The organism is Azoarcus sp. Soil_N_20, assembly GCF_057656155.1.
The window spans coordinates 1-18,190 of sequence record NZ_JBDGKX010000021.1; the positions used below are offsets into that span (position 1 = coordinate 1).

The 18,190-nt window shown below is 60.6% G+C and carries 15 protein-coding genes and 1 pseudogene; 10 read left to right on the forward strand and 6 right to left on the reverse strand.

Translation table 11 applies throughout. The annotated features are described in order from the left end of the window. From AC3A35_RS25200 to AC3A35_RS25225, 6 genes and pseudogenes are all read right to left on the reverse strand, one after another. Positions 1–128, reverse strand: a pseudogene (locus tag AC3A35_RS25200) (acyl-CoA dehydrogenase); the annotation flags it as partial. A 39-nt stretch (positions 129–167) separates the two neighbouring features. Then, positions 168–1,319: an acyl-CoA dehydrogenase family protein gene (locus AC3A35_RS25205; RefSeq protein ID WP_487439292.1), complete on the reverse strand. Its 1,152-nt coding sequence runs from the start codon at positions 1,317–1,319 to the stop codon at positions 168–170. A 37-nt stretch (positions 1,320–1,356) separates the two neighbouring features. Continuing rightward, the gene (locus AC3A35_RS25210) at positions 1,357–2,202 is read right to left on the reverse strand and encodes an enoyl-CoA hydratase family protein (protein WP_487439293.1); all 846 of its coding nucleotides are present in this window, start codon (positions 2,200–2,202) and stop codon (positions 1,357–1,359) included. Positions 2,203–2,441: 239 nt separating this feature from the next. After that, positions 2,442–3,251, reverse strand: a complete 810-nt coding sequence (locus AC3A35_RS25215; protein WP_487439294.1) for an SDR family NAD(P)-dependent oxidoreductase — start codon at positions 3,249–3,251, stop codon at positions 2,442–2,444. Between the two features lie 221 nt (positions 3,252–3,472). Beyond that, a complete protein-coding gene (locus AC3A35_RS25220; protein WP_487439295.1) occupies positions 3,473–5,791 on the reverse strand; it encodes a bifunctional salicylyl-CoA 5-hydroxylase/oxidoreductase in 2,319 nt (772 codons plus the stop codon). Between the two features lie 169 nt (positions 5,792–5,960). Beyond that, positions 5,961–6,452, reverse strand: a complete 492-nt coding sequence (locus AC3A35_RS25225; protein ID WP_487439296.1) for a MarR family winged helix-turn-helix transcriptional regulator — start codon at positions 6,450–6,452, stop codon at positions 5,961–5,963. Between the two features lie 223 nt (positions 6,453–6,675). On the opposite strand from AC3A35_RS25225, the gene AC3A35_RS25230 reads away from it, so the two are divergent. The 10 genes from AC3A35_RS25230 to AC3A35_RS25275 all read left to right on the forward strand — a co-directional run bounded on the left by AC3A35_RS25230 (position 6,676) and on the right by AC3A35_RS25275 (position 17,967). Further along, positions 6,676–7,686, forward strand: coding sequence for an AraC family transcriptional regulator (locus AC3A35_RS25230; protein WP_487439297.1), 1,011 nt, complete (start codon positions 6,676–6,678; stop codon positions 7,684–7,686). A 130-nt stretch (positions 7,687–7,816) separates the two neighbouring features. After that, entirely contained in the window at positions 7,817–8,605 is a 789-nt protein-coding gene (locus AC3A35_RS25235) for an SDR family oxidoreductase (protein ID WP_487439298.1), read from the forward strand. Between the two features lie 50 nt (positions 8,606–8,655). After that, entirely contained in the window at positions 8,656–9,942 is a 1,287-nt protein-coding gene (locus AC3A35_RS25240; protein WP_487439299.1) for a styrene monooxygenase/indole monooxygenase family protein, read from the forward strand. Positions 9,943–10,002: 60 nt separating this feature from the next. Continuing rightward, a complete protein-coding gene (locus tag AC3A35_RS25245) occupies positions 10,003–10,527 on the forward strand; it encodes a flavin reductase family protein (protein WP_487439300.1) in 525 nt (174 codons plus the stop codon). A 930-nt stretch (positions 10,528–11,457) separates the two neighbouring features. Continuing rightward, positions 11,458–11,874, forward strand: a complete 417-nt coding sequence (locus AC3A35_RS25250) for a hypothetical protein (RefSeq protein WP_487439301.1) — start codon at positions 11,458–11,460, stop codon at positions 11,872–11,874. A 221-nt stretch (positions 11,875–12,095) separates the two neighbouring features. Further along, positions 12,096–12,548, forward strand: coding sequence for an HNH endonuclease (locus AC3A35_RS25255; RefSeq protein ID WP_487439302.1), 453 nt, complete (start codon positions 12,096–12,098; stop codon positions 12,546–12,548). Between the two features lie 44 nt (positions 12,549–12,592). Continuing rightward, positions 12,593–13,546, forward strand: a complete 954-nt coding sequence (locus tag AC3A35_RS25260) for a hypothetical protein (RefSeq protein ID WP_487439303.1) — start codon at positions 12,593–12,595, stop codon at positions 13,544–13,546. A 226-nt stretch (positions 13,547–13,772) separates the two neighbouring features. Continuing rightward, entirely contained in the window at positions 13,773–14,774 is a 1,002-nt protein-coding gene (locus AC3A35_RS25265) for an SIR2 family protein (RefSeq protein ID WP_487439304.1), read from the forward strand. 15 nt (positions 14,775–14,789) lie between these two features. After that, positions 14,790–16,493 (forward strand): ATP-binding protein, encoded by a 1,704-nt coding sequence (locus AC3A35_RS25270; RefSeq protein WP_487439305.1) that lies wholly within the window; start codon positions 14,790–14,792, stop codon positions 16,491–16,493. Positions 16,494–16,887: 394 nt separating this feature from the next. Next, positions 16,888–17,967 (forward strand): hypothetical protein, encoded by a 1,080-nt coding sequence (locus AC3A35_RS25275; RefSeq protein WP_487439306.1) that lies wholly within the window; start codon positions 16,888–16,890, stop codon positions 17,965–17,967. Positions 17,968–18,190 lie beyond the last annotated feature (223 nt).

Sequence of the window (18,190 nt, forward strand, 5' to 3'; positions counted from 1 at the left end):
TCCTGCACCCGCGGCAGCAACCGGTCCTGACTGTAGGCACGGGCCGCGTCGCGCACCAGGCGCTCGGTCTCGGTCAGTTGGCCGTCGAGATGGAAGGGGTCGGCCCAGTCAAAGTGGATCTTGCTCATGTTCTGTTGGCTCCGTTGGGGGATGGGTGGCGGGCTGGATTACTTCAGCAATTCGCGGGCGACGATCAGCTTCTGCACCTCGGTCGCGCCTTCGTAGATGCGCAGCGCGCGGATCTCGCGGTACAAAGACTCGACCTTGACCCCGACGCGCACGCCCTGCCCGCCGTGCATCTGCACCGCGGCGTCGATCACGCGCTGGGCGTTCTCGGTGGCGGTCATCTTGGCCATCGCCGCTTCGCGGGTGGTCGGCAGCTTCTGCACGTCACGCCGCCATGCGGCACGCGCGGTGAGCAGCGCGGCGGCCTCGATGTCGGTGGCCATGTCGCCCAGTTTGGCCTGGGTGAGCTGGAAGTCGGCCAGGGTATGACCGAACATCGGCCGGCTGCGGGCGTGGGTCAGTGCTTCGTCGAGCGCGCGGCGGGCGAAACCGAGTGCAGCCGCGGCGACCGAGGAACGGAAGATGTCGAGCGTGCGCATCGCGACCTTGAAGCCGTCGCCCGCTGCGCCGAGGCGGTTGGCGACCGGCACTTTCATGTCGGTGAAGCGCAGGCGTGCGAGCGGGTGGGGGGCGATCACCTCGAGCCGCTCGGCGATTTCGAAGCCGGGCATCTCGGGATAGACGACGAAGGCGGAGATGCCGCGGGTGCCCGGCGCCTCGCCGGTGCGGGCGAAGACGCAGTACACATCGGCGATGCCGCCGTTGGAGATCCAGGTTTTTTCGCCGTTGAGCACATAGTGGTCACCTTCCAGCCGCGCCTCGCAGGCCATCGCACCGACATCCGACCCGGCTTCCGGCTCGGTCAAGGCGAAGGCGGCGATCCACTCGCCGGCTGCCACCTTGGGCAGCACATGGTGCTTGAGCGCTTCGCTGCCAGACAGCGTGATCGCACCGGTGCCCAGGCCCTGCATGGCGAAGGCAAAGTCGGCAAGGCCGTCGTGGTAGGCCAGCGTTTCGCGGGCGATGCACAGCGAGCGCGAATCGAGTTCGGTCAGCGCGCCACCGTAGGCCGCCGGCACCGCGTAGCGCAGAAAGCCGGCCTTGCCGAGCGCGGCGACGAGCTGGCGGCAGGCGTTGTCGGTGTCGTGGTGATCGATCGCCGGCATTGCGGACGATGCCCAGTCGAAGATCGCGTCGGACAGCTGGCGGTGTTCGGGGCCGTAGAACGGCAGGTCGAGTATTGTTCTGTCCATCAGAGGGCCTTTTCCTTTTACCCTGGGCGTCAAGCGATCAATTGCCTTCGAATTTCGGTTTCTGCTTCGATGCAAAGGCTTCGAAGGCGCGCTTGAAGTCGCCGGTCATCATGCAGATGGCCTGGGCCTGGGCTTCGGATTCGATCATTTCCTCGATGCCCATGGCCCATTCCTGGTTGATCATGGTCTTGGTGACGGTGTGGGCGAACCACGGGCCGTCGGCGAGGTTGCGGGCGAGTTTCTGCGCTTCGGCGAGCACGTCGGCGGAGGGATGCAACGCGCTGAAGAAGCCCCAGGCGAGACCTTCGTCGGCGCTCATGGCGCGGCCGGTCATCAGCAGTTCGGTGGCGCGACCCTGGCCGATCATGCGCGGCAGGAGACCGCAGGCGCCCATGTCGGCGCCGGCGAGGCCGACGCGGGTAAAGAGGTAGGCGGTCTTGGTCTCGGGGGTGCCAATGCGGAAGTCGGAGGCGAGCGCGACCATCGCGCCGGCGCCGGCGCAGATGCCGTCGATGGCGGAGATGATGGGTTGCGGGGCGCGGCGCATGGCTTTGACGAGGTCGCCGGTCATGCGGGTGAATTCGAGCAGTTCGTGCATGCTCATCTTGGTGAGCGGTTCGATGATTTCGAACACGTCACCGCCGGAGCAGAAGTTGCCGCCGGCGCCCTGGATGACCACGGCGCGCACGTCGCTGGCGTAGGTGAGGTCGCGGAACAGGTTGCGCAGTTCGGCGTAGGAGTCGAAGGTGAGCGGGTTCTTCTTGTCCGGGCGGTTCAGGGTGATGGTGGCCACCCGGCCATCGTCGGAGCATTCCCACTTGAAGTGGCGTGCGGGATAGTCCTTGAATTGGCGCTTGTGATCGTTCATCGAAAGTTCTGCCATGGTCTCGCTCCTTCGTGTTTCTCTGTCTTGCGGGTCGCCGCGGGGTGGTGGGTCCGTGGTCCTCTCGTTGCTACAGCGCCGGGCTGATGTGCCTGCGCTTTCGGTGAGCGCGCCGGGTATTTTCTCCGCGGCTGCGGAACTCGCCCTTCGGGCTCAGACAGTCCTCGCCGCTGCGCAAACACCCGGCACACTCACCTTGTTTGGTGCCTGTTCATGGGCGTGCATGTTCATTCGTAGATCTATCCGGCCATGACTTCGCCGCCGGCAACCGGAATCGACTGCCCGTGAATCGCCTCCGACCCGGGCAGGCACAGCCAGCCCACCGTTCTTGCGACATCCTCGGGCTGCACCAGGCGGCCCTGCGGGTTGCTCGCGGCCAGCGTGGTCTTGGCCTCGTCGCTGCTGCGGCCAGTCTTGGCCACGATGTTGTCTACGGCACCACCAAGCAGCGGGGTGTCGGTATAGCCGGGGCACACCGCATTCACGGTGATCCCCTGCTTCGCCACCTCCAGCGCCACCGCGCGGGTGAAGCCGATCACGCCGTGCTTGGCGGCGCAGTAGGCCGACACATAGGCATACCCCACCAGTCCGGCGGTGCTGGCGATATTGACGATGCGCCCCCAGCGTGCGGACTGCATGCCGGGCAGTACCGCGTGCGTGCAGTTGAAGGTGCCGGTGAGATTCACCGTCAGCATCTCGTTCCACAGTTCTGGCGTGGTCTTGCCCGCGGGCGCGCTCTTGGCCGCACCGGCGTTATTGATCAGGATCGCGATCGGCCCACGCTCCTCTGCGGCCCCGGCCAGCGCCGCGACGATGCCGGCGTGGTCGGTGATGTCCGCCACGGCAACGCCATGCCCCTGCCCTGCCAACTTCGCGCGGGTGGCTTCCAGCGGCTCGGCGCGGCGCCCGACAAGCGTCAACCTGGCGCCGAGACCTGCAAGCTCGACCGCAATCGCCTCACCGATACCGCTACCAGCACCGGTCACCACGGCGTGGCGACCCGCGAGCGGCAGAGCCATCTCACTGTTACTTTCAGGGCTTGCGTTCATTGCACCCCACCTTCCCAAGTATTTGGTTTTGACTTCGCCTCATACGCCGCGCCTGCACCCCACTTCGAAGAGTGGGGTGAGGTGTTTGCGCAGCGGGTGAGGACTGTCTGAGCCCGAAGGGCGAGTTCCGCAGCCCGCGGAGAAAACACCCCGCCCCGCTCCCCAAGGCACGCAGGTCGAGAACAACGAAGCTCTCACCCCCCATGCCCCGATCAAGCCAATCACTTCCCAGGCGCAACGTAACTGCGCTTGAGATTGCTCTCATACTGCCCGCGCGCCGACATGTACTGCTTCGGCCACGCCTGGGCCTTGTACTCGATCTTCGCCGCCTCGTGCAGCACCCAGGACGGGTCGGCCAGGTGCGGACGGGCGATCGCGCACAGGTCGGCGCGGCCCGCGCCGATGATGCTGTTCACATGGTCGGCCTCGAAGATCGCGCCCACCGCGATGGTCGGAATCCCGACCTCGTTGCGGATGCGGTCGGCGAACGGGGTCTGGAACATGCGCCCGAACACCGGCTTTTCGCCCTTCCACACCTGACCCGACGAGCAGTCGATGATGTCGGCGCCCGCCTCCTTGAACAGCCGCGCGATCGCCACCGCGTCGTCGGCGGTGTTGCCGCCGGGGAACCAGTCGTGACACGACAGGCGCACCGACATCGGCTTGTCCGCCGGCCACACCGCACGCATCGCACGGAACACCTCGAGCGGATAGCGGGCGCGATTCTCGATGCTGCCGCCGTACTCGTCCTTGCGCCGGTTGGTTAGCGGCGACAGGAAGCTCGACAACAGATAACCGTGCGCGCAGTGGAACTCGAGGATGTCAAAGCCGGCCTCGACCGCCATTTTGGTGGCGCGCACGAAATCGGTCTTGACCCGGTCCATGTCGTCGCGATCCATCTCGCGCGGCACCTGCGAATGCGACAGGTAGGGCAGCGGCGACGCCGAGATCAGATCCCAGTTGCCCGCCTCGAGCGGCTGGTCGATGCCCTCCCACGCCAATTTGGTCGAACCCTTGCGTCCGGCATGGCCGAGCTGGATGCCCATCTTGGCGTTCGAATTGGCATGGACGAAATCGACGATGCGCCGCCACGCATTGACATGCTCCGGCTTGTACATGCCGGCACAACCCGGGGTGATGCGGGCGTCGGGCGACACGCAGGTCATCTCGGTGTACAACAGGCCGGTGCCGCCCAGCGCACGGGAGCCGAAATGGACCAGGTGAAAATCGTTGGCCGTGCCATCCTCGGCCGAGTACATCGCCATCGGCGACATGATCACCCGGTTCGGCAGGGTCAGGCCCCGCAGCTTGAACGGGGTGAACATCGGCGGCGGTGCGGGCTGGTCGGCGGCCACCGGCACCCCGGCCTTCTGTGCGAACCAGCGCTCGTAACCTTCCAGCCAGCCGGCGTCGCGCAGGCGCAGGTTCTCATGCGAGATGCGCTGCGAACGAGTCAGCATCGAGTACATGAACTGCTCCGGCTCCAGCGTGTCGCAGTAGCGCGCGTCGCACACCTCGAACCACTCCATCGCGTTCCACGCCGCATTCTGCAGACGCAGCACATCGACGTTGCGCACTTCCTGGTACTTCGCCAGCACCTCGGGGATGTGTTCGCGGGTGTCGCCCTCTTCCTTGAACAGCCGCGTGAGCTCGATCGCATCCTCGAGCGCCAGCTTGGTCCCCGAGCCGATCGCGAAGTGCGCGGTGTGCACCGCGTCGCCCATCAGCACCACGTGGCTCTTGCCGTTGTAGTGATGCCACTGGTCGCACTTCACGCGCTGGAAATTCAGCCAGGCCGAGCCGCGCAGGTGGCGGGCGTTGGTCATCAGGGCATGGCCGTCGAGATGCTTCTCGAACAGCTTCTCGCAGAAGGCGATCGATTCGGCCTGATCGGCCTTGTCCAGGCCGTGCGCCAGCCACACATGCTCCGGGCACTCGACGATGAAGGTGGTCGTGGTGTCGTCGAACTTGTAGATGTGGGCCTGGAACCAGCCGTGCTCGGTCTTCTCGAAAATGAAGTTGAAGGCGTCGTAGAGCTTGTTGGTGCCGAGCCAGATGTAGCGGTTCGGACGGCCAACGATGTCGGGCTTGAAGACCTCTTCATATCGATTGCGGATCTTCGAGTTGATGCCGTCGGAGGCGATGATCAGGTCCGCATCCGGGTACTCGAGATCGGAATCGACGTCGGTCTCGAACACCAGCTCGACGCCCATCTGCTCGCAACGCTCCTGCAGGATGTTGAGCATCTTCTTGCGCCCGATACCGACGAAGCCGTGGCCGCCGCTGCGGATCGACCGCCCCTTGAAATGCAGTTCGATGTCGTCCCAGTGATTGAACGCGACCTGGATCGCGTCCGCCGTCACCGGATCCCACTCACGCATGTTGTCCATGGTCGCATCGGAAAAGACCACACCCCAGCCGAAGGTGTCGTAAGCCTTGTTGCGTTCGACCACGGTGATCTGATGTGCCGGGTTCAGCTTCTTCATCAGGATCGCGAAATACAGACCCGCCGGGCCGCCACCAATACACACGATGCGCATGCTGTTGCTCCTTCAGTGTTGAGCCGCCCGGACACCCTAGGGGAAAGGGCCGGAACCGGCGAGATCAAGCGTTCTTGTTTAGTGCGCAATATTTCATATCTAAACTATCAAGTCAACAAGCACTTCGAAAGAAACGTACTGACCAGTCCTTGCTCGATCTTGCTGTAGCTTAGTCGTCGACAGGCACGACTGGCGGATGAAGTGCGAGCAGCGCCTTCAGCATGGAAATCAACATCCGCGCGTTGTCCTGACCGAAGGGCTCGAGCACCAGCTTCTGATGCTCGATGGCGCGCTCGCGCAGGGCGTCGGTCAGCCGGTGTCCCTTGGGCGTGATCCGCACCACGGTCTGGCGTCGGTCGGTGCGCACCCGGGTACGGGCGACGATGCCCTCCGCCTCCATGCGCTGAACCACCTTGCTCAAGGTCGGCTGCTTGGTCAGGGTCAGCTGGCTGAGCACGCCGATGCTCTCGCCCTCGCTACCCTCCAGACTCGCCAGCACCCGCCACTCGGTCACCGACAGGCCCACCGCCTCGACCTCGCGATGAAACTCGCGCGAGATCCGGCTGCTCGCCTGAGCGAGCAGGAAGGCCAGATAGCTGTCGACAAAGCGTCCGTCCCGGCCCTCGGCCGGTACCGCCTGCACGGGCGAGTCGTCCGTCATCGTTTCACCACTCCCATGCCCCTTCATAGAACACTCCGGGTCTCGTTTCGACCAGCAGGCACGCACGCCATAAAAAAAACCAGCTTGCGAATCACGCAAGTTTGCTTATAAATTGTTTATAACTATACGTTAATCGCCCAGCACGCAGCTTGTCGGAGCCAGTGATGACCGAACGCCTCCCGAAACAGCCATCGCCTGTTCCGCTTCCCGCCCGGGAGGCGGCATGAACGCGCCCGAGACCTTCCGCCTCGCGGAGCCGCTCGCGGCCTTTCCCTTCTTCAGCTCGCGCGACGCGGACGAGGCGCGGCTCAAGGTCGCGCGCGTGTTCTGTCCGCACGAACTGCGCCCGGTCAGCACCCATACCCCCTTCGCCTCGCGCCACAACATGGTGAAGCTCGGCGAGACCGCGCTCAATTACCTGACCTATGGTACCGAGGTCGACATTCTTCCGGGCTGCCTCGAGAGTTTCTACCTGGTGCAGATCCCGCTCCATGGCACCGCCCGGATCCGCTGCGGCACGCAGGAGGTCCATTCCTCCCCGGCGACGGCGAGCATTCTCAACCCGCACGAACCCACCCGGATGCGCTGGCAGCACGACAACCGCCAGCTGATGCTGTGGATACCGCGTCATTCGCTCGAACGGCGGCTCGAAGAACACCTCGGCGAACCGCTGAAGGCGCCGCTCAGCTTCGATGTCGCGCTGTCGCAACGCGAAGGCATGACCCGAAGCTGGTGCCGGATGCTGATCGACCTCGCGGAAAATATCGACCAGTGCGGCGCCGACTGGCTGCGCTTTCGCCCCACCGTCGCCGGGCTGGAGGACTGCCTGATCCGCGGCCTGCTGCAACTGCACCGCCACAACTACAGCGAGCGCCTCAACCAGCCGCAGGATGCCGCGCTGCCACGCCACGTGCAGCGCGCGATCGACTATATCGAGAGCCATCTCGAGGATGCGATCAATGTCGGGGACATCGCCCGCGCCGCCTGCGTCAGTATCCGCGCGCTCGAGGAAGGTTTCCGCAGGCATTGCGACAGCTCCCCGCTGGTGTATTTGCGCGAAGTCCGGCTCGACCGCGTGCGCAAGGCGCTGGCCGGCGCCGCGCCCGGCTCGGACAAGGTCGCCGTGCTCGCACACCGCTACGGCTTCGCCCATCTTGGCCGCTTCTCCGCCTATTACAAGGCGCGCTTCGGCGAAACCCCGTCGCAGACCGCCAGCCGTCAGCGGTGCAACTGAACCCCACCCCCCAACTCTGCGCGATCCGGACAAGACAATCGCGCAAAGCGGATACCCGGTCACACCCCTGAAATGAACACTGTGTCCCAAGGACGCCCGCGGTGGCGTCACCGACCGGAGGACACAGCAGATGAAAGGGATCCAAGGCAAGGTCGCCATCGTGACCGGTGGCGCCACCATGATCGGCGAAGCCGTTGCACGCGACCTGATCGCCCATGGCGCACGCGTCGTACTGGCCGACATCGACGCACACAAGGGCGCGGCGGCAGCCGACCGCCTCGGGCCGGCCGCCCGCTTCCACCACACCGACGTCGCCGACGACGGCCGCATCGCGCAATGCGTGGCCGACACCGTGACCGCGTTCGGCGGTATCGACTACCTGGTCAATTGCGCCTGCACCTATGTCGATAACGGCGCCGCGTCGACCCGCGCGGAGTGGGCCCAGGCGCTCGACGTCAACCTGGTCGGCGCGGCGATGATGCTGCAGGCCTGCCGCCCGGAGATGGTCAAGCGCGGCGGCGGTGCGGTGGTGAATTTCGCCTCGATTTCGGCCACCGCGGCCCAGGCCGGGCGCTGGCTCTACCCGGTGAGCAAGGCCGCGATGCAGCAGCTCACCCGCGCAGCCGCCAACGACCTGGCCGCCGACCGCATCCGGGTCAATTCGGTCTCGCCCGGCTGGACCTGGTCCTCGATCATCGAAACCCTCGCCGCAGGCGACAGGGCCAAGGCCGACCGCGTCGCCGCCGACTACCACATGCTCGGTCGCCTCGGCCTGCCCGAGGAGGTGGCCCAGGTGGTGAGCTTCCTGCTCTCCGACCACGCCAGCTTCGTCACCGGCAGCGACTACGCCTGCGACGGCGGCTACACCGCGCTCGGCCCCGAAGGCCGGGCGGCCGCGATCACCCGGCTGATGGACTGAGCGCCCGCCCTCAACCTGCCGCCCCGCCCCCAACACCAGAGGAGACACACATGCAACTCGACCACGATTCGATCACCCCCCGTTCCGTTGCCATCGTCGGCGCCGGCCAGGCCGGCCTGCTGCTCGGCTGCGCCCTGCTCGACAAGGGCTATGCGGTGACCATCGTCACCAACCGCAGCGCCGAAGACATCTGGAACGGCAAGGTGATGTCCTCCCAGTTCATCTTCGACCCCGCGCTGCAGATCGAGCGCGACTTCGGCATGAACCAGTGGGAGCAGGACTGTCCGAACACCGACGGCATCGGCTTCTCGATCCCGACCCCCGACGGCAGCGGCAACAAGGCGATCCACTGGCACGCCCGCCTGCATGCGCCGGGGCAGTCGGTGGACCAGCGGGTGAAGATGCCGGGCTGGATGAAGGAGTTCGTGCGCCGCGGCGGCGAACTGCGCTTCGAGGATGTCGGCGTGCCGCAGCTCGAGGCACTCACCGCCGCCCACGAGCTGGTGCTGCTCGCCGGCGGCAAGGGCGAGATCGTGAACCTGCTCGGCCGCGACGACAGCCGCTCGCCGGTGCGCCAGCCGATGCGCCAGCTCGCCCTCACCTACGTCACCGGCATGAAGCGCCACGACTACTACGAGTGCGTAAACTTCAACCTGATCCCGGGTGTGGGGGAGTACTTCGTGTTTCCGGCGCTGACCACCCACGGCGCCAGCGGCACCCAGGCCTGCGACATCATGGTGTTCGAGGGCGTGCCGGGCGGGCCGATGGACTGCTGGAGCGAGGTGAAGACCCCCGAGCAGCACCTCGAGAAGAGCCTCGAGATCCTCAAGACCTTCACCCCGTGGGAATACGAGCGCAGCCGCGACTGCCAGCTCACCGACGCCAACGGCATCCTCGCCGGCCGGATCACGCCGACGGTGCGCAACGCGGTGCTCACCCTGCCCTCCGGGCGCAAGGTGTTCGGCATGGGCGACGCGGTGCTGGTGAACGACCCGATCACCGGCCAGGGCTCGAACAACGCGACCAAGGGCGCCAAACATTACTACGACGCCATCCTCGCCCGCGGCGGCGCCGCCTTCGACGAGGCCTGGATGCGCCAGACTTTCGATGCGCTGTACAACGGCTATGCCGAGAAGGTGGTGCGCTGGACCAACAGCCTGCTGTTCCCGCCGCCGGACTACATCGTCAAGCTGCTCGCCACCGCGCAGCACGCCCCCGCGCTCGCCTCGCGCATCGCCAACGGCTTCAACGACCCGCGCGACTACGCCGAATACTGGTTCGACCCCGCCGCCGCCGAACGCCTGATGCAGCGCGAGATGGAAGCGGTCGCCGCATAAGCCCGCGCCCCGCCCCGGGCACGCCCCGGGCGGCGGCCTTCCCCCCAGAGGAGACCCAACATGTTCGACCCCCGACACTTCCGCGGCGCGCTCGGCCACTTCGCCACCGGCGTCACCATCGTCACCACCCGCGGCACCGAAGGTGAGCCGGTCGGCGTCACCGTCAACAGCTTCGCCTCGGTCTCGCTCGATCCGCCGCTGATCCTGTGGAGCCTGGCGAAGAATTCATACAGCCTTGCCGCGTTCAGCGCCGCAGACCACTTTGCCGTGCACGTGCTCGCCAGCTCGCAACAGGGCCTGTCCGACCGCTTCGCGCGCGCCGCCAGCGATAAATTCTCCGGCCTCGAGCTCGGCTCCGGAATCGGCGATGCGCCCCTGCTCGACGGCTGCGCCACCGTGTTCGAATGCTCGACCGAGCACCGCTACGACGGCGGCGACCACCTGATCCTGGTCGGCCGCGTGCAGCGCTTCGACGTACACGACCGCGCCCCCCTGCTCTTCTACCGCGGCCGCTACGCCGCACCGGAGCCGGAGACGATGTCGTTCTCCGGTCTGATGCGCGCGGTGAGTCCGGTGGCGGCCTGAGAGACTTCTCGAAGCAGGCTCGGCGGCAGGACCACCTCGCGGCGGAATGGGTGTCCTTCCATTAACCCCGTAATCAATTAGGCGATACCGAGCGGATCACGGCACGGCGACTCCCTCCCCTTCAAGGGGAGGGCTGGGGTGGGGATGGGTTTCGTAGAGGCGTGGCGCTGCCCCCACCCCGGCCCAGATTCTCCGCCGCACGACACCTCTCCGGCGGCGCAGGGCGACGCTCTGCGAAACCCCAAAGCCCACAGCACAGGCGGTTCCGCCCTCCCCCGCCCACGGCACAGTTGCTACCGGCATCACGCAATGCCCCCCAACATCCCGATCGTCCTACCGTTGCGGGCTGCCACAGGCCTGACGTGGAAGCGCCATCGCTCTTGGCTGATCGGCACCATTACGAACGTGCAGCGCCAAGTGGTGATAAAAATCACATTGCCAACGTGTTATGCGCTTGTCAGTACGGCAGCGCCCTCTGCATAATTGTTGTAAATAAACGTTACAGCTCGTGCATACTGAATCCCCAAGCTAGGCGCCCCGCCGTACAGCACCCTGCACGCGAAGCTGAGCAAGGCACTGTCCACTGCAATCAGCGGTACGGCGTGCCCGAACGTATCAGACGGGGGAGATTCGACGTTGACGGAGCATGCACTGAGGTGTGTGTAACCAGCTGCTGGTCAGGTGAAATGAACGCGCACTGGATACTCGAACCCGGATGAAGGTCAAGGGCAATAGGCGGTCGGTGGACATGCGAGCGGTCTGCCGGGTTTGGTGGTTTGTTTATGAAGGTCAATAAAACTCGAATGCCATGAAAACCGATAATTTACAGACATATAGCGCTGCAGGGTTTGACCGGATATGCAGCGTGGAAACAGGGAAGTTTGCAGATTTGCGGTCTGCAACTCGTTATGCTTTTTGGAATCCACCCTGATGTCTAAACAGAAGCCGATCACACAAACCGAACTGGATATGATTGCTCGCCTCAACTCTGATCGATTCTCCGCTGATGATCTGCTTGAGATTTCAGATGCGGTTCACGACATTCCAGAAGAAAACCGAGGCTGGGAAGGCAGAATGTTCCTTCTGGCCAAGCGGTTTCCGAGGCAACATTACCGTGCGATGGCAGCCGATTACCGTCTTACGGCCATGTCGGCGCTTATTGCAGAAATTGCTTTGCCTCATGGAGTCTTACCCCAAGCTCCCGATGGCTCGCACATGGTTGGCGAATGCGTGTTTGAAGCTGCTGCGTCGGAGCCAATTCTCATTCGAGGCAACGAGCCTTTCTTTGAGCCAGAGCCTTTTCTCAGGCGGGTCTTGGAGCTTACTGAGGTCTATGGCAAGGCATAACATGGCGCTCAACCTCGCTCCCTCCGGTTGCTGGACGCTGCGCGATAAAGCCGCGCAGCGCCGGTTAGCTCTACGTTGGGCAAGGATCTATGCCTGCTCCGAAAGTTGATATCTCGGATATTCGCAGAGGTGTCCGTCGCTACAACGCGGGCGAACGACCCTGGCGACAGACTCTGAACAGAGTTGACTGGTTTATTGCCTTCGAGAACGAACCTTACCCATTGAAGTACACCTACGCTCTGACCGTCGACGTGCCGCCAATTCAATACACGACGGACCAGATGAAGAGGGCGATGAGGCATTTGGGCCTCACTTTCCATAGTTTGAAGGCCGAACGCGATGCGAACAAAGATTTTGAGGAGCGGGTTCGCAAATCCCTTCGGGATCCTTCGGGCAGGAGAAGAAGGCTTAGAAATGCACCAGCAAAACCACGGGTAAAGTACGTTACGAGTTTGTCCTTTTTAAGAAATCCAGATGTAGTTGCGGAAGTATTGAGCCGCGCCAAGGGGTTATGTGAAAGCTGCGGTAAGCCGGCCCCGTTTTTGAAGGCTTCGGATAACAGCCCTTACCTTGAAGTGCATCACAAAGTCTTCCTGGCGAATGACGGTGAAGACACCGTTGCGAATGCCGAGGCCCTTTGCCCAAACTGCCACAGACGAAAGCACCATGGCTAATGCGCAAGGGGCAGTACCCAAAACACGTTATGCATTTTGATCCTATGAAATCGTCCATCAACTTCCTGAAGCTTGTATATCCACCTGTATCAAACCAATGCGCCGAATGGCTATGGAAGAACCCCGTCGTAAGAGAATTCGTAAGTCGTAGCAAGCTGTATATGCTTGCCCAACGCCAGGAAGTACTCTTTCGTGACTATCGCATTGACGAAGAAAGCTATCGGTTCGAGTTTTCCTTGTCGTGTGGTGATATCACAAGAACAGGTCTGTCCGTTCGTCTAGACGATCTCGCCATGTGCTCAGACAAAGAAGTTGAGTTCGAGATTGGGCCTCAGATTTTCCGTATATGGGCCTTCGAGAATGGGGAGGAAATGAAAGAACCCCTTTACTGGGCCACTACGGACAAATTTCTTTACGATCTATGGCGCAAGCGTTTTTCTGTCTCTGGCACCCTCGATGTGAGAGATTTTACGAAGTACCAGTTGTACTACGTGGGCATCTCCAAGAAACAAGACAGCTTTTCTCGCCTATTTAACAATGGGCACAAAAATAGGGCGCGAATTCTGAGTAACGAAACACAGATAGCCCCAACTGCCAGGCTAACGGATGAAATATTCATATTTTTCTTTGATGTAGAAGACTTGGGTATTTCACATTTCGGGGATGGAGATGAAATTGATCTACCGACGGCAACTCCAAAGGAATGGTTGGTTGCCGACGCCGAAAAAGCTTTCGTGAAAATCCTGGATAGCAAATACAACGAAGAAAAATACGAGAACTACCCTCTCGGTGGCGATGGCCTCTATGGGAAAGGCCTTGATTGCTACGGGTACATTATCGATGAAGATATTGAACTCGTTACCGCACACCGTGGTTTCCGGGGTGTGCACAACTACTTCTCAAACCAGTCAGTGCATCCGGACTTCATTTTCACCAAGGGAGACACGGTGACGGTCATAGACCATGAAACATCTGCTGCGTATGCGAAAAATGCATAACCCTGCAGTCCACCGGACGCTGCGTGATAAAGCCGCGCTGCGCCGATGACCTCCGCGTTAGGGCGCGAATTCATCCGCTACGGACTTCCGCCGCTCAATTGCGCCGCTCAAGATGTCTACACTCACTCACGAGCTGCTGTTTGCACAGCTGGGCGCACATCAGAGTCAGATAAGAATGTAGGGGGATCCGAAATTGACATTGACTCTTGAGCAACTGCTACCCAGCATGAATCAGTCGATAAACGGAGTTGGCTTCCTGTTTGGAGCAGGCGCTTCATTTCAGGCGGGCTACCCGCTGATGACCACATTGACGCGTCAGGTCGTCGCTGGACTCACAGCTACCGAGAGGACCGATCTCACAGCCGCACTGAATGCCACCGGTAAAACGTACGACGACGCAACAGCGACGCCGAACATAGAAGAGATTGCCGATCTGACAATCGCGCACGCGCTCAACTCCGGAGATGCAAGATACACAAACCTCGAACGGCGCCTCAGGGACCTAATTGTCCAGGCGCTACTGTCAGTGTCCTCGCCAAACTTTGATCATCACGTCAGATTCTTCCAGGGGCTAAAACGCAGGACGTTTGGCCTACCAAGCACTGTCTGGATATTCACAACCAACTATGACGTTTTGCTTGAGACTGCCGCAGCGATGGCTGGCGTTCGCTTGGAGAATGGCTTCTCTGGAACAACAACCGGTTTCCTGGATATTGGCCGCTTCGGACAGCTGCACGGAGCCAGTGATGCGCAGCGATTCGTTCCTTACGCAGGTCTAGTCGTAAAGCTCGTAAAACTGCATGGCTCTTTATCGTGGTATGTCGACGGGGGCCAAGTGCTGGAACAACACCCCACCTCACTCGCTCCGACTTCGCCGCGCACGATGGTGCTACCACGGCGACGAAAGGTAATGGATACCCTGAGCCCACCGTACGACCAGTTGTTCGCACTGACAAGTCGAACTATCGGTAGTGAGTGCAGATACCTCATCAGTTGCGGTTTTAGCTATGGCGATGAGCACATAAACCAAAATATCTTATTGCCTGCACTCCGCGCCGGCAGATGCCGGCTGACGGCACTTTGCGGATTCGACCCACCGGGGTTGGCTGAATTCAAGGCGTTGCCAACATTCTCTGGGGCATTCCCAACTCACGCGTGGTCTGGTGCAGCGCAAACCACTGATACCACGACGCTTTGGCAATTCGATCAATTCGCTCAAGCTTTCTAACTGAGGGAGGAAGAAATGAACTACCAGATCGGTAAAGTCTGCGGTGTATCCGGCGATGAGATTCTCGTCAATGTTGTAGACCACAAGACTGACGAAACAGGCGAAGCAGGCGTACCCGAGAACATGACGGTTCATCTCCCGAGCGACTTGGGTCCTGTACCGGTAGTGATTGGCCAACCAGGAACGTTTGTAGTGGTTGCACTACCTGCCGCCAGCCTGCTCTGCATGGTAGTAGGGATCACGATGAAGGAGGGGCGGTACTCCGCGGGAGAATCAAAGGAAGCAGCACTGACGGGCGCCCTTCTTCTCGATCCAACTTCACGAGCGCTGGTGACCGTGCCTGTTGGTACTATTGGAAGCAAAGGCACCTTTGAACGAGGAACGGATGTATTGCCCACCGTAAACGCTCCAGTCTTTGCTGCGTCACCGCAACTAGTCAGTTCCGTGTTCGCCAGTTACGCTGAGGGCGACTTCGCTCTTGGCACATTGTCACTGCAACCTGATCAATTGGCGAAAATCAACCTCGATTCCTTTCTGTCCCGACATGCAGCAATACTAGGCCAAACGGGAGGCGGAAAGTCATGGACAGTCGCCTCGTTGCTCCAGAAAGTCTCAAGCTTCAAACAAGCAACTGTCGTACTATTTGATCTTCATGGCGAATATTCAGATGCCTTCGCGAAAGACGCTGACATCATTTCAGCTGCTGACCTTGAGCTCCCCTACTGGTTAATGAATTCGGAAGAAATTCTTGGCCTCATGGTAGATCGCAGCGAATCAGCTGCACCTAATCAGATTGCTAAATTCAAGGAAGTGCTTCAGTCCGCCAAGGAAACTCCAGACGAGAATAGAAAGCTTGGGATAACCAAGATCACCATTGACACCCCTGTCTTCTTCGACTTCAACGCAATACTCAAGCAGTTTAGAGAGCTAGACACTCAGATGGTGCCCGGCGCTGCCGGAAAGGAGAAACAAGGGCCACTCTTCGGTCAATTTACTCGGTTGCTCATGAGAATCGACTCACGGCTTAACGACCGTCGATATGATCTTATTTTCAAGCCAAAGACCTATTTAACCAGCGCTTCGATGGAAGACCTTTTCCGTCGCCTACTAGGTGAACGACAAGGCGACAGAAAGAAGATAGTCGTCATTGATCTTAGCCCTGTTCCATTTGACGTTCGCGGCTCGGTCATTTCTCTGATTCTCCGATGCATATTTGACTTCGCCTACTGGTACAGACGGGTCAACAAGGCTCGGCATCCAATTGCGGTCTTCGCTGACGAAGCCCACATCTATCTCAACGAACGCGATGCCGACTCAGAAGCTGCCCGCCACTCTGCTGAGCGAATAGCAAAGGAAGGGCGCAAATACGGTGTAAGCCTTACCGTCATCAGTCAACGTCCCCGAGAGGTCTCGTCAACCATACTCTCGCAGTGCAACAGCTTTCTATGCCTCCGCATTTCGAATCCCGAAGACCAGTCATACGTCAAGAGCCTCCTTCCAGACTCGGTGCGAGGAATAGCGAGCCTGTTCTCAACACTTCGGAGAGGCGAATGCGTGCTGTTGGGGGACTCGGTCCTCATGCCTACTCGTATACGCATCGACACCCCAGACCCAAAGCCAGCCAGCGATGATGCTTCGTTCTACAAGCACTGGATCACCGATCCCGTTGACATTGACTTCGCGGCTGTACTCAAGGCTTGGCGCAATCAAGAAGCATAGAGTCTTGTGAACGTGAATCCCAGCTATCGCGCCCTAACTGCCGCTCGACCCCGCCTCCTTCGGTCACTGGACGCCGCGCGATGAAGCCGCTCCGCGCCGCGCCCTGACCTTGAACGTTCGCCGTCTTACAACCATTGGAGATGATCCTGTGTCCGCAATAGTCCCACATCCACTTGAACCTATGCTTCCGGCACTACCAACAACTATTCTGCCGGCGATCACTGCGCTCACTACATCTCTGGGGATTCCGCGAACCGTTCTCGCGAGTGATGAGGAAATTCAATACGCTTGGCGCGATTTGCCACGTGAGCTTAGAGATGTGCCTATAGCGCTGAGAGGTGAACTCGTAGCCAGAATGTGCGTTGCTGTAAGTACAGGGCTCTTTGATGGAGCAATGAATTACATCTGGAATGCAGCGATCCTTCAACTCCGAACGAAGGTAATAAATTTCGGCCTGCCAATCGTTGCCCAGATTACTCAGTCAGACTTCGAAGAAAAGCATCTGCTGGAACTTCAAGACAGTCGACTGCTAGAACTGTGCTTAAAACTAAATCTCGTCAATGAGGACGGTTTCTTTTTTCTGGATCAATGCCGCGACGTCCGAAACAATTTTTCGGCCGCACATCCCACCCTCGGAACGGTAAACGACCGCGAGTTCACCACCTTTTTAAATCGTTGTGTTCGCTATGCGCTCGCTGATGCGTCGTCGCCGAAGGGCGTCGACATCGGCGCCTTTATTTCGGCGGTTAAGGGTGCACGCTTCAACGCAAACCAGTCCGGTGTCTGGGTTCATCGACTGGGTGAAACCCATGACGCACAACGCCAAATGCTCGTTGGGATGATTCATGGCATCTACTGCGATCCAAATACTTCCGAGCCTTCTCGACTAAATGCGTTTGATATCTGCAATTCGCTAAAAGCGGGATTCACCGCCGCGTTGCGTTCGGATCTCATCAACAAGCACAGCGAGTATGCCGCCAAAGGTGACGAGCCGCGACATACAGCGTCGCTACAGTTCTTCGAGAAGCTCGGGCTTCTTACATTACTGAATGAATCCGAGCAACATGCGGTCTTCCATCGTGCGGTCGAACGTCTTTGGAACGTTCACAACGGGACGAACAACTTCTACAACGAACCTCCATTTGCTGAGCGCTTGCTCGAACTCTCACGACAAGGCGCAGTTCCAGAAACAGTGCAAGAGACATTTGTTCAGGTTGTCGTTTGTTGCAATGTCGGCAACAGATACGGTGTTTCGTTTGCCGCTGCTACGAGCTACGACCAGATCATAAAGTCGTTCTCGCCCCGCGAAATCGCTACGATGATTCGCATCGCGTCGTCACCAGCAACCACATTAGGGCAGCGTCTCAACAGCTTTCCATCTTGCCGCCAACGATTCAAACAGAACTTGGCACTCATCGATCCAGCGAGTGTTCCAAGCGGCGTAAAGGCCGACTACGAGAAATTTCTCAAGTGAGCGCTAAGACGGCGAAGGTGGCAGTCGAGCGGACCTGCGCCAAGAGCCGCGCAGGCCGCTCACTCCCACGTTCAACGCTGCCGACGCAGAGCAAGTCATGCCGCGCGACGTGGAATCGCTCGCCGCCTGAACGCCCCACCCGGCACCATGTGAGATCGGGTCGCAGGCGCGGCTTCGAATCGCTGCTCTTTCATCACGGTCGCGACGCGACGCCCGAGGCCGA